The sequence below is a fragment of the Mesorhizobium sp. M2A.F.Ca.ET.039.01.1.1 genome, from assembly GCF_003998035.1.
Lineage (GTDB): Bacteria > Pseudomonadota > Alphaproteobacteria > Rhizobiales > Rhizobiaceae > Mesorhizobium.
The window spans coordinates 1-11185 of record NZ_RZRY01000153.1; the positions used below are offsets into that span (position 1 = coordinate 1).

An 11185-nucleotide genomic window follows, 5' to 3' on the forward strand; every position below is an offset into this window, starting at 1 on the left:
GCGGGGGGATGATCCACAACCGCCGATCGGCGTCGAGTCCCGCGCGGCGCCTCTCGATGGCGGGGATCTCAACCGCGAACCGAGCTTTCTCCGGCTCCTTGGTGGTGATCGGGAAGAACAGGACAAGATCGCCATCCGCTCGTACAACCCGCACGCCGACGGCGACGGGCCGTTCCTTGCGGCCCTCCGTCTCGCCGGCGCGGGCTTCGCGCGCCCAGAGGTAAGGGTAACGGATGACCGTTGCCGTGCGGATGTCGTCGTAGCTCATGTCCGCCCCGTTTCATCCTCCTGCGCATAGGCTTCGACCGCGCTCTCGAAATCGGCGAAGAGGCTGTCAGACATGGTCTCGATTGTACCGGCAGAGCGGCTATCTGACTGGCGCACCAGCCGCGCGTAATCCTCGATGTTGAGAAGCACGAGACGGGGTTTGTTGCGCTGGGTAATCGTCACCGGACGGCGCAGGGCCTCGGCGATAATGTCGCCGGACTTCCGGGAAAGCTCGCTCGTGGAATAGGAACCACCTGAACGGGGCATAGCGACCTCCTATCATTGCTGATTGTCGCCATATACAGCATTGGCAGCATTTGTGCAAAGCGATGAAAAATGCCCCATCGCCGGCTTCAGGATCGACGTCCAGATAGAGCAAGCCAGTCGCCGGGGTGAGCTTTCCGCACCTAGGCTCCTTTCCCTGGGGAGTGGGAGGGTGGATGAGATAGCGCCGGCTCTTCGATCTTCTCGTGGCTCAGGCACCGCTCTCCGCCGCAAGCTGCCCCAATATCGCCAGCGCTTCCTCCGCCCGATCCGCCGGCACGAACAGATGATCGTGATAGAAGGCCGAGACCGGATTGACGCCCATGTCGGCGGCCGCCAGCTTCGCGGTGATCGCGGCGAGGAAGCCGACGGCTTGGAGCGAGGAGTGGATGTCGAGCGTGATCATCCGGCAACGGAACGTTCCGGCAAGGCCGGCCGCCTTTGCCTGGCTTTCGGCCAGGATCATCGTCGTGCCCTCGCGCTCGCGAAATTGCATGACGGGCTCGAGCCCCGCCGCAACCGGCATGCCAGGTGCCAACGTGGCGAATACATAGATATCCGAGTAAAGCCGCGGCGTCATCGATGCCAGCAGCTTCTGCAGGTCCGTCTCGCCGTTCATCTTTCCATTCCTTCGTCTGGCGCTCTGCGACGTTCTCGACAGTCCCGCTCGAAACGTCAACGGTCCTGAGCCTGGACGACATGGCGATGTCGCTGGCGGCTGAGCCGCGGGTTCGTTATCGCCGTAGAGACATAACGGCTTGCAAAGGTTCATCCGATGATCGTCCGCCCGCGCCCGACATTCCTGCAATTGTTCTTCATCATGCGCGGCTCGGTGGTGCCGCGCATCCTGCCGCAGATTTTCGGCTTCGCCATCTACTCGGCGGTCATCCTGCTCGTGGCACGGCACTTCCAGCTCGATCTCAGCGCCTTCAGCATCGCGCCTTTCGGGCTCGTCGGAGTGACGCTGTCGATCTATCTGTCGTTCCGCAACAACGCCGCCTATGACCGCTGGTGGGAGGCGCGTAAGCTCTGGGGCGGGCTGGTCTTCGAGATCCGCAACTTGGCGCGCGCCACCACCAGCCTGATCGGCGACCGCGCCGAGCAGCGCGCGCTGCTGATGGAGGCGCTTGCCTTCTGCCATCTGCTGCGCGGGCAATTGCGCCGGATCGACAGCATAGAGGACGCGCGCGCCTTCATCGGCGACGAGGTCGACAAGGCCGCCGCCCGCGCCAACCCTGCCGAAGACATGGTCCGCCGCATGGGCCGGCGCGCCAATGCGCGACGCGAGGCCGGCGCGCTCGACCCGATCGGCTTCCGCATCCTCGATGAAAGGCTGGCCGCGATCGCCGCCATCCAGGCCGGCTGCGAGCGCATCGCCGGCACGCCCCTGCCCTTTGCATACACGCTTCTGCTGCATCGCACGGCCTATGTCGTCTGCCTGCTTCTGCCGTTCGGGCTGGTCTCGGCCACGGGCTGGGCGACGCCGCTGTTCACGGCGCTGATCGCCTACACCTTCTTCGGCCTCGATGCGCTGTCGGAAGAGCTCGAGGATCCGTTCGGCATCGAGGCGAACGACTTGGCGCTGGACGGCCTCTGCCGCGTTTGTGAGATTTCCGTGTTCGAGGCGCTGGACGAGACACCGCCGAAGATGATCGCGGCCGACAAGTTCTATTTCTCGTAGGAGGTCGACCCACGAGGACTCTGCCCTCGGAAATGGTCGAAAGCGCTGTGCTTTCTTCGTCATTCTAGGGCGGAGCAAGGAGCGAAGCGACGCGGCGCAGACCCTAGAATCCATGCCGTGGCTTCAAGGCGTTGCCGGCGGTCCAGAATTTTGTTCTGCCGCGCGCTCCGCGACGGAGCTACGCTCCTGCTTCGCCCTAGGATGACGAAGGTGTGGTTGCTCCGACGTCCAAAAGAACCGGCCCTTGTAGGATCGCCACATCATGGTCCGTCCTTGAATCGAACCCGGCAAGCAGCCGGTATTCGCACCCAGGAGGGAACATCCATGAGCATCTCCGAAGCCGCGCCTGCCTCGCAAGGCGCTGTGTGGGCCGGGCGCGCGCTCAGCGCCGTGGTCGTCCTGTTCATGATCTTCGACGGCGTCATCAAGCTGCCGCCGCTCGATATCGTCACGCAGACGATGAACGGGCTCGGCTGGCCGGCCGATCCGAACATCGCACGGCTGATCGGGGTCATCGGGCTGATCTCGACCGCGCTCTATGCCTTGCCGCGCACCTCGGTGCTCGGTGCGATCCTGCTCACCGCCTATATGGGCGGCGCGATTTCGACGCATGTGCGAATCGGCAACCCGCTCTTCTCGCACACGCTGTTCGGGGTCTATCTCGGCGTTATCCTGTGGGGCGGGCTCTATCTGCGCGACGCAAGAGTGCGGGCGCTGATCCCGTCCAGGCGATAACCGGGGCAAAAGCGATGCTCATTCTCATAACCTCATCGGTAAGGATTTCGAGGCCGGGCTCGACAATCCGAGACGCCCTGCCGAGCGGTTAAGGCCACGAGATTTCAACAGGTTAGCACTTGGTCCTGTTGACGCGGCCGGCACGTAGCCGGCCAATCTTCACCATCGCCGGGATCAATTTAGCTGTTCGTGAGTTTAGGGCATGGCGGCGAGGACGGCGCTTGAGAGAGGAACAGCAATGAAGAAAGCAATTACCATTCTGGTTCTGACGATGGCCTTGGGCGCCTGCTCGCAGACGGAAAAGGGCGCGGCGATCGGCGGCCTGGGCGGCGCGGCGGTCGGTGCCGCGGTGGCCGGCGATCCGGTCGAAGGCGCGGTTGTGGGCGGTGCCGTCGGCGCCGTCGCCGGCGCATTGATCGGCCACGCCAGCGAGGCCGGCCAGTGCCGCTACCGCGACCGCTACGGGCGCGTCTATGTGGCGCGCTGCCCGTCCGGCTATTGAGGCGTCAGGCGGACCAAAGGAAAACGGCGGGCATGAGTCCGCCGTTTTCTTGGAGCGTTTGCCTTTCAACGGCGCCGTGATTACTCGGCGGTGGCGGCTTCAGCCTCGGCGGGCGCGGCGGTCGCCGCGGCGGCGGCAGCGGCCGCATCTTCCTGAGCCTTCTTCAGCAGGGCGGAACGCTCCTGCGCCTTTTTGCCGGGCAGCGCCTTGTTCGGGTTCGAGCGGGCTTCGCGCTTGGCAAGGCCGGCTTCGTCAAGGAAGCGCAGCACGCGGTCGGTCGGCTGGGCGCCGTGCGACAGCCAGTGCTTGACGCGGTCGGCGTCGACCTTGACGCGCTCGCCGTCCTTCGGCAGCAGCGGGTTCCAGGAACCCAGCGACTCGATGAAACGGCCGTCGCGCGGCGAGCGGGCGTCGGCAACGACGACGTGGTAGTAAGGACGCTTCTTCGAGCCCGCACGGGCCAGTCTGATCTTCAGTGCCATTCTTTATCTCCTAAAAGCTCTGATTTCGTTTGATGTGGTTTGCGGCAGTGTCTTTTTGTTTGTGCATGCCGTTATCCCAAAACCGCTAAGCACTTTTGGGCGGCATTCACTGGTTAGCCGGCTTTGGCAGCGCCGTTGGAAGCGGCGATCTGTTCGTGGTGGCGGATCACTTCACGGACGACGAAGTTCAGGAACTTCTCCGCGAAATCCGGGTCGAGATTAGCATCCTTCGCCAGCTGACGAAGGCGGGCGATCTGCTGCTGCTCGCGCGCCGGGTCGGCCGGCGGCAGGCCATGCTCGGCCTTCAGAACGCCGACCGCCTTGGTGCAGCGGAAGCGTTCGGCCAGCATATGGATGAGGGCGGCGTCGATGTTGTCGATCGAGGCTCGGTAGCCGGCCAGGATGGCGCGTGCGTCGGCCATGTCTTTCTCCTCGTTCATCGCCTCCTCACTTCTTCTTACCGAGGCCAGGGAGCCCGCCACCGCCCAGGCCGGGGAGACCCGGAAGCTTCATGCCGCCTGGCAGGCCCGGCAGTCCGCCACCGGGAAGTCCACCGGGCAAGCCGCCCGGCAGGCCCTTGCCGAGGCCGGCGGCCTGCGCCTGCTTCTGCAAAGCCTCCAGCTGCTTCGGGTCCATCTTGGAGAGGTCGGGCATGCCGCCGCCAGGCATCATGCCGCCAAGCCCCATCTTCGAGGCAAGGCCACCCATCATGCCGCGCATCAGGCCGCCGCCTTTGCCCTTGCCGCCCATCGCCTTCATCATGTCGGCCATGCCGCGATGCATTTTCAAGAGCTTGTTGATCTCGGCCGCGTCGGTGCCGGAGCCGGCGGCGATGCGCTTCTTGCGCGAGTGCTTGAGGATATCGGGGTTGGCGCGCTCGGCCTTGGTCATCGAGGAGATGATGGCGAGCTGGCGGCCGAACATCTTGTCGTCGAGGCCGGCGGCGGCGAGCTGGTCCTTCATCTTGCCCATGCCTGGCATCATGCCCATGATGCCGCCCATCCCGCCCATCTTCGACATCTGCTGAAGCTGCTGGGCGAGGTCGTTCAGGTCGAACTTGCCCGACTGCATCTTCTTGGCCATCGCCGCCGCCTGCTCGGCGTCGATGGTCTCGGCAGCCTTCTCGACGAGCGAGACGATGTCGCCCATGCCGAGGATGCGGTCGGCGATGCGCTTGGGATGGAATTCCTCCAGCCCGTCCATCTTTTCGCCGGTGCCGATGAGCTTGATCGGCTTGCCGGTGACGGCGCGCATCGAGAGCGCGGCGCCGCCGCGGCCGTCGCCGTCCATGCGGGTCAACACCAGGCCGGTGATGCCGACGCGCTCGTCGAAGCTCTTCGCCAGGTTGACGGCGTCCTGGCCGGTCAGCGAATCGGCGACCAGCAGGATCTCGTGCGGGCTCGACACCTTCTTGATGTCGGCCATCTCGACCATCAGCGGCTCGTCGATATGGGTGCGGCCGGCGGTGTCGAGGATGACCACGTCATGGCCGCCGAGCTTGGCCGCCTGCACGGCGCGCTTGGCGATGTCGACCGGGCTCTGGCCGGCGATGATCGGCAGCGTCGCGACCTTGGTCTGCTCGCCGAGCTGGCGCAGCTGCTCTTGCGCTGCGGGCCGCCGCGTGTCGAGCGAGGCCATCAGGACTTTCTTGTTCTGGCGCTCGGTCAGCCGCTTGGCGATCTTGGCCGAGGTCGTCGTCTTGCCGGAGCCCTGCAGGCCGACCATCATGACGACGACGGGCGCCGGCGCGTTGAGGTCGATGGCGACGCCTTCGGCGCCCAGCATCTCGACCAGCTCGTCATGGACGATCTTGACGACCATCTGTCCGGGCTTGATCGACTTCAGCACCGCGGCGCCGACCGCCTTCTCGCGCACCTTGTCGGTGAAGGAGCGAACCACTTCCAGCGCGACGTCGGCCTCGAGCAGCGCACGGCGCACCTCGCGCAGCGCCGCCGAGACATCCGCCTCGGACAGCGCGCCGCGACCGGTCAGGCCGTTCAGGATCGAACCAAGGCGTTCCTGGAGTGATTCAAACATTCTTTTCCCTTTTCCCTGGCACTGTGGATGCCCGAGAGGTAGTGCGTTCGCGCCGGGTCGCCAAGCAAAAGCGCAAAGCCAAAAAGCACCCGGGGGCGCATCGCGCTGCCGGGTGTTGGCCTCCAGGATCTCTTTACAGCTCTTGCCTCAAAGAGGCTTCGGCGTCCTGGTCGGCTTTCGCGAAAGAAACTCGTCGCGGAAATTCAGCGGCTCTAGACAGGAAATCGGCCGCGGAGTCAAGTGTTGGGCCTAAACCTAGTGGCACTGCACAGGGATTTTGAAAGGTTGCCGTTTGTCTTGGTGCAAGATCTTCCGTTCATTTCAGTGAAATCAGCGCAAACGCCGGAGATTGGCTGAAGCCGCCCCAACCTCGTCATTCTATGGCGGAGCAAGGAGCGAAGCGACGCGGCGCAGACCATAGAATCCATTCCGTGACTTGGAAGCGCAGCCGCGGTGCAGAATTCTGCTCCGTTGCACGCCTTGGCGAAGGTAACGGCATGGATTCCAGGGTCTTCGCGACGGAGCTTCGCTCCTGCTCCGCCCTGGAATGACGATCGCGATGGGCGTTTCGGCCAATGTCCAAGCATGCCACCTGCCGACAGAAACAGAGCCGATCGGTCAAAATCCCTGTGCAGTGCCACTAGGCCAAAACGCCGCGATTTGGGATCGCTCAACCGAGGCTTTCCCTGTTCGCCCCGACCCGCAGCGGCGAGCGCCGGTGCACAAGCAAAAGCATCGTCAAAAGCGTGCTGACGATACCGATCGCGGCGATCAGCACGGCGTCCCAGTTCGTCCAGCCGGGGCCTTCGAGCGGCTTGGCGTTGAGCAGGGCGAAGCCATTATAGCCCTCCTGGTGCGAGATCAGCAGGAAGCCGGTGAGGTTGTTGCCGAGATGGGCACCGAAACCAGCGCCGAGATTGCCGGTGACATAGACAAGCAGCGTGAGCAGCAGGGCGAAGGCGCCGATCGAGACCAGGACGCAGGCATTGATGGCAAAAGTCGAGGCCGAGTTCCAGTGCAGCGAGGTGAACAGCAGGCCCGGCAGCAGCGCCCAGATCCACGGGCTCCGGAAGCGATAGGCGAGGCCGCGCACCAGGTAGCCGCGAAACAGCATTTCCTCCGACGAGGTCTGCAGGAAGGCCAGCAGCACGATCGGGATCAGGAAGAGCAGCCAGGACGAAAAGGCGATCGGTCCGCGCGTGATTTCCGGCTGCAGCCAATAGAGCAGCACTTCGGAGAAGAGCGAGGTGATCAGCACTGCGACCAGCCCCTTGAGGAAATCGCCGCCGGCGATGCGGCGGCTGGCGCCGAACAGCGCGGACAGCGGCTCGCCGTGAACGAAGCGCATCGCCACCCACAAGCCGATCCAGATGCCGGCAAAAGAGGTCAGGGCGCTCAAGATGCCGACGGGCGAGGCCAAGAAATCCTGCATGTACCGCCCGGTCGAGGGTCCGGGCAGGCGCCAGACGATGTAGATATAGGTGCCGGCAAAGAGCACCAGAGCCGTCATCGCCATCCAGAAGGCGATGATGATCGGCGACCCGAAGAACAGGCGCAGCAAAGTGGTCTTTTCGTTCGGCGAGCGGCGATAGCCCTCGAAGGCGGCATTCTCGATGGTCACGCGGCTCCCCTGCCGAAGGCTTCGGTCGCATGATGTATGGCGATCAGTGGTTACCGTGCGATTACGCCATCAGTTTTCCGGGTTGAATGGGTCGCTTCAAGCACCACGGCGGGGATGTCACGGTCGAAGACGAGCTGGACGCCTGCCTGTCGCGATCCATGCCGTTACATCTGAGCGATGTTGCGGTGCAGAACAGCCTCTCTTCTGCACCGTCTTCATTCTTCGCGCGAGGTCACGGAATGGATCCTCGGGTCTGCGCGCCGCTTCGCGTCGCTCAGCCCGTGGATGACGAAGTTTGGGCGCTTCGGCCAATACCGAACCTATGTCGCGATGCGACAACCGCTGCCGGCACAAACAGCGGCCGCCATCGCTGGCGGCCGCTGTTGCCCATCACTGTCCGGCGATCAGCGCATCACATAGACGATACGCCTCGTGCCCGGATCGACCAGCGCCGGCTGGTTGTTCACATAAACGTAGCGATACCGGTAATCGGGGATCTCGCGCAGCTCGACCGTGTCGGGCAGCGTCGCGCCGGTCACCACCTCGCCGTCGAGATAGACCGGATCGACCCGGTGCTCGGTGACATAGGTTCCAACCTCGGCCGGCGGTCTGCCGATCGACTCGATGGCGTCATCATTGGAGACGATGGCGCCGGTGTAGGTGTCCCTGGTGTAGACGTCATCGGTCGGCGGCGCCACGACGGCGATATCGGCATTGGCCGGGCGACGGGTGACGACAACGCGGCTGCCGCCGAAGTCGGCCGTCACATAGTCGGAATAGACCCAACCCTTGCCGCCGGCTTCGGCGATGGTGCACCATTTGCTGCCTTCGATGCAGCCGGTAAGCGTGGCCGACTGGCCGGCCGCCAGCACGCCGACGACTGGGTATTGCGGACCCGGCCCGGCGCGGACATTCAAGTCCGTCACGGCCGCGACGGGGGTATCGGCGAAAGCGGCGCCCGACATGGCGAGCAGCGCACCGGCAAGCGCCGGAAACAACATGCGTTTCATCGTTTTTAACTCCGTTTTCAACGCTCCCTGGATCAGGATGACGTTTCAAAGATACGTCATCCTGATCCAGCTCCTTTGTCGGAGCATGATCTTTCCGAAAACCGGTTCCCGCTTTTGGGGATCATGCCCTAGGGCTCGGAAACGAAACAGGGATCTATGCGTTCCGGCTAAAGTGCCGCTGCCGGCTCACGAATTGTTCCAGGCTTTTTCCGCGCGCCGGTCAGAAGGTCGTTCACGAAGGCCAGTTTTCGCGCCGACACCTCGGAAATCACGAAGGGGTAGAGGTCCGGCAGTCCCATGCAGCGGTTGATCGAATTGGAGGCCTCCGAAAGCACCAGCCAGCGGGCGAGGATCCTCTCGAACGGCTCCTGCACCGGATCTGGATCGCCAGGCGCCGGCTGCAAATGTCCGCCGGTATCGGCGCGCGGCAGGTCGCCGTCGCCGACGGTTTCCAGCCGGCCGAGCGGAAGATTCAGCGCATGCACCATCTCGAGCGTGTCGGTGATGTGCAGATGGTGCGCGAAGGTCTCGGCCCAATCCTCCCAGGGATGGGACGTGGCGTAGGCGGAGATGTGGCGCTGCTGCCAGTCCGGCGGCGCGCCGTTGGCGTAGTAGGCCTGCAAGGCCTGCTCGTAATCGGTCCGCTCGTCGCCGAAGAGCGCGCGGAAAGCCGAAAGATATGCGGGATCGTCACGGACCAGCCGGTCCCAATAATAGTGGCCGAGTTCATGGCGGAAATGGCCGAGCAAGGTGCGGTAATTCTCGCCCATCTCGATGCGCCGGCGCTCGCGCTCGGCGGAATCGGCCTCGGCGACGTTGAGCGTGATCAATCCGTTGTCATGGCCGGTCAGGATGCGTTCCCCGCCTGGACCGGCGCCGATCGGGTCGGCGAGAAAGTCGAAGGCCAGACCGGTCTCGTCGCCCGCATCGGCCTTGGGCGTAACCGGAAGGCCGAGGGCGAGCAGGGAGTAGACGGCACGCTTCTTCGCCGCTTCGACCCGGATCCAGCGCCTGCGGTTGCCGTCGATGGAAAGGTCGGGAATGACCTGATTGAGAGCGCAGGCGCGGCAGAAGGTCCGGCCGTTCTCGGCCCGCCAGTTGCACGCGCATTCATCGGCGTTGCCACATGGAAGGACGCCGCCCTCGCCGCTGAGCACGAATTTCGCCTGCTCCGGGTCGTAGAGCACCAGGCTGGAACAGTTCAGACACTGGGCATTCTCGAAATAAAGGCGGTGCCCGCAGTTTGGACAGTCGAAAAGCTTCATGCATCAACCCCGTGGGACCCATGCGTGGATGTGGGTTCGCCCCTAACGCCCGCCGGCGTCCGGCGTTCCAGTGCTACTTCGCCGCAATCTGGGCAATGACCTGCCTGGCCACGCTTTCGCCCGAGAGCCTCGCGCCGCCGCAGGACTGGATCAGCGGACCGGCGACATGCTCGCCAGCGAAGAAGATTTTCTCGGCAATAGGCTGCATCAGCGTCGCGCGCGCTTCGGAGCGGCCCGGGCGCGCCGCCGCATAGGCGCCGCGCACAAAGCGCTCCGCGCCCCAGTTCGTCATCATGGCGCGGCCGGCATGCTTCCTCACGTCGCCACCAAAGATGCCGCACAGGCGGTCGACGACGAAATCGACCCCGGCTGCCTCGCCGGCGGCCGACATTTCCCAGGCAAAGTCGCCGCCGACGAAGCCGACCATCAGATCGAGATCGAAGGGGAAGCAGAGGAAATAGATGTCGTGCCTGGCCATGCGCTCGATCAAAAGGTCGTCGAAAGGCGCAAGGCCGAGCCTCGTGCCCTTGATCTCAACCGGCAGCTTGGTCAGCATGCCCATGGGCAGGTCGAAGAAGGCACCGAAATGCGCGTCGGGCAGCGCGGGCGAGAACTCGATCTCCTCGAAGGCGAGCACGGCGGGCGAAGCGGTGACGATGACCGCCTTGGCGCGCACCGTGCCGCGGTCGGTGACGCAGGCGATTCCCGGCACATCCCAAAGGATCTTGCGCACCGGCGTCGACAGTTCGACCGGCACGTCGAAGCCGAAACGCGCGACCAGCGCGCCGAACCCTTCCTTGCTGAAATAGTTGGGGTCGAGGTCGGCGGCTGCCTGGAAGTCGCGGATCGAGATCTCGTCCTCGTCGGCGCCGAAATCCATCGGGCCGGCGAAGGTGGCCGCGGCGCGCGGCGCGTGGCCCCTGGCAAGCAGCCCCGACAGCCGGTCGTCGTCGCCGTCCTTGACTTGATGATTGGCGAGCAGTTCGAAGAGCTTGGCATCGGCCGCCTTCATCTCGGCCTCCTCCTCCTCGCTCGCCTTGCGCTTGCGATAATAGAGATGGTCGACATTCATGTCATGGTGATGCAGCGTCCAGCCGGCGGCCTTGGCTTCCGGAAAATACGGATTGCGGTCTGCCGCGTGCAGCCAGGCGCAGCCGATGTCGAAAGGCACGCCGAAATGGCGGTCGCTGGTCCAGGCGCGGCCGCCGATGCGGACCATGGCCTCGAGAAGAAGGAAGGAATGTCCGGCGGCTCGAAGCACCGTTGCCGCGGCAAGTCCCGCGGAACCGGCGCCAACGATCACGACATCAACGTCCTTCAT

The 11185-nt window shown here is 64.3% G+C and carries 12 protein-coding genes and 1 pseudogene; 3 read left to right on the top strand and 10 right to left on the bottom strand.

The window, feature by feature from the left end; genetic code table 11:
- The 3 genes and pseudogenes from EOA24_RS14210 to EOA24_RS14220 form a co-directional block, all read right to left on the bottom strand.
- A pseudogene (locus tag EOA24_RS14210) lies at positions 1–268 on the bottom strand (hypothetical protein); the annotation flags it as partial.
- Positions 265–534 (bottom strand): type II toxin-antitoxin system prevent-host-death family antitoxin, encoded by a 270-nt coding sequence (locus EOA24_RS14215; protein ID WP_112128743.1) that lies wholly within the window; start codon positions 532–534, stop codon positions 265–267. The gene EOA24_RS14215 and the pseudogene EOA24_RS14210, both read right to left, overlap by 4 nt.
- A 208-nt stretch (positions 535–742) precedes the next feature.
- Positions 743–1150 (bottom strand): ACT domain-containing protein, encoded by a 408-nt coding sequence (locus tag EOA24_RS14220; RefSeq protein WP_126080408.1) that lies wholly within the window; start codon positions 1148–1150, stop codon positions 743–745.
- Positions 1151–1306: 156 nt separating this feature from the next.
- On the opposite strand from EOA24_RS14220, the gene EOA24_RS14225 reads away from it, so the two are divergent.
- The 3 genes from EOA24_RS14225 to EOA24_RS14235 all read left to right on the top strand — a co-directional run bounded on the left by EOA24_RS14225 (position 1307) and on the right by EOA24_RS14235 (position 3449).
- The gene (locus EOA24_RS14225; protein WP_126080409.1) at positions 1307–2212 is read left to right on the top strand and encodes a bestrophin family ion channel; all 906 of its coding nucleotides are present in this window, start codon (positions 1307–1309) and stop codon (positions 2210–2212) included.
- 324 nt (positions 2213–2536) lie between these two features.
- On the top strand, positions 2537–2947 hold the full coding sequence (locus tag EOA24_RS14230; RefSeq protein ID WP_126080410.1) for a DoxX family protein: 411 nt from the start codon (positions 2537–2539) through the stop codon (positions 2945–2947).
- Positions 2948–3185: 238 nt separating this feature from the next.
- Positions 3186–3449, top strand: coding sequence for a YMGG-like glycine zipper-containing protein (locus tag EOA24_RS14235; protein WP_126080411.1), 264 nt, complete (start codon positions 3186–3188; stop codon positions 3447–3449).
- Positions 3450–3529: 80 nt separating this feature from the next.
- Here EOA24_RS14235 and rpsP read toward each other — a convergent pair whose 3' ends face one another.
- The 7 genes from rpsP to EOA24_RS14270 all read right to left on the bottom strand — a co-directional run.
- On the bottom strand, positions 3530–3931 hold the full coding sequence (gene rpsP, locus EOA24_RS14240; RefSeq protein ID WP_126063613.1) for a 30S ribosomal protein S16: 402 nt from the start codon (positions 3929–3931) through the stop codon (positions 3530–3532).
- Between the two features lie 113 nt (positions 3932–4044).
- On the bottom strand, positions 4045–4371 hold the full coding sequence (locus tag EOA24_RS14245; protein ID WP_073989908.1) for a chorismate mutase: 327 nt from the start codon (positions 4369–4371) through the stop codon (positions 4045–4047).
- Between the two features lie 7 nt (positions 4372–4378).
- Positions 4379–5968, bottom strand: a complete 1590-nt coding sequence (gene ffh / locus EOA24_RS14250) for a signal recognition particle protein (RefSeq protein WP_126080412.1) — start codon at positions 5966–5968, stop codon at positions 4379–4381.
- 670 nt (positions 5969–6638) lie between these two features.
- A complete protein-coding gene (locus tag EOA24_RS14255; RefSeq protein ID WP_126080413.1) occupies positions 6639–7589 on the bottom strand; it encodes a type II CAAX endopeptidase family protein in 951 nt (316 codons plus the stop codon).
- A gap of 404 nt (positions 7590–7993) precedes the next feature.
- Positions 7994–8599 carry a DUF1236 domain-containing protein gene (locus EOA24_RS14260; RefSeq protein WP_126080414.1) on the bottom strand — a complete coding sequence of 202 codons (606 nt, stop codon included), beginning with the start codon at positions 8597–8599 and terminating at the stop codon, positions 7994–7996.
- Positions 8600–8766: 167 nt separating this feature from the next.
- The gene (locus tag EOA24_RS14265) at positions 8767–9864 is read right to left on the bottom strand and encodes a putative zinc-binding metallopeptidase (protein WP_127253762.1); all 1098 of its coding nucleotides are present in this window, start codon (positions 9862–9864) and stop codon (positions 8767–8769) included.
- A gap of 73 nt (positions 9865–9937) precedes the next feature.
- A partial coding sequence (locus tag EOA24_RS14270; protein WP_127409872.1) for an NAD(P)/FAD-dependent oxidoreductase occupies positions 9938–11185 on the bottom strand: 1248 nt, incomplete at its 5' end.

What these genes read in the sequence shown, in the direction of transcription:
- rpsP (WP_126063613.1), bottom strand. Translation starts at nt 3,931, where the DNA reads ATGGCACTGAAGATCAGACTGGCCCGTGCGGGCTCGAAGAAGCGTCCT.
- EOA24_RS14215 (WP_112128743.1), bottom strand. Translation starts at nt 534, where the DNA reads ATGCCCCGTTCAGGTGGTTCCTATTCCACGAGCGAGCTTTCCCGGAAG.
- EOA24_RS14235 (WP_126080411.1), top strand. Translation starts at nt 3,186, where the DNA reads ATGAAGAAAGCAATTACCATTCTGGTTCTGACGATGGCCTTGGGCGCC.
- EOA24_RS14220 (WP_126080408.1), bottom strand. Translation starts at nt 1,150, where the DNA reads ATGAACGGCGAGACGGACCTGCAGAAGCTGCTGGCATCGATGACGCCG.
- EOA24_RS14225 (WP_126080409.1), top strand. Translation starts at nt 1,307, where the DNA reads ATGATCGTCCGCCCGCGCCCGACATTCCTGCAATTGTTCTTCATCATG.
- EOA24_RS14265 (WP_127253762.1), bottom strand. Translation starts at nt 9,864, where the DNA reads ATGAAGCTTTTCGACTGTCCAAACTGCGGGCACCGCCTTTATTTCGAG.
- EOA24_RS14260 (WP_126080414.1), bottom strand. Translation starts at nt 8,599, where the DNA reads ATGAAACGCATGTTGTTTCCGGCGCTTGCCGGTGCGCTGCTCGCCATG.
- EOA24_RS14245 (WP_073989908.1), bottom strand. Translation starts at nt 4,371, where the DNA reads ATGAACGAGGAGAAAGACATGGCCGACGCACGCGCCATCCTGGCCGGC.
- EOA24_RS14230 (WP_126080410.1), top strand. Translation starts at nt 2,537, where the DNA reads ATGAGCATCTCCGAAGCCGCGCCTGCCTCGCAAGGCGCTGTGTGGGCC.
- ffh (WP_126080412.1), bottom strand. Translation starts at nt 5,968, where the DNA reads ATGTTTGAATCACTCCAGGAACGCCTTGGTTCGATCCTGAACGGCCTG.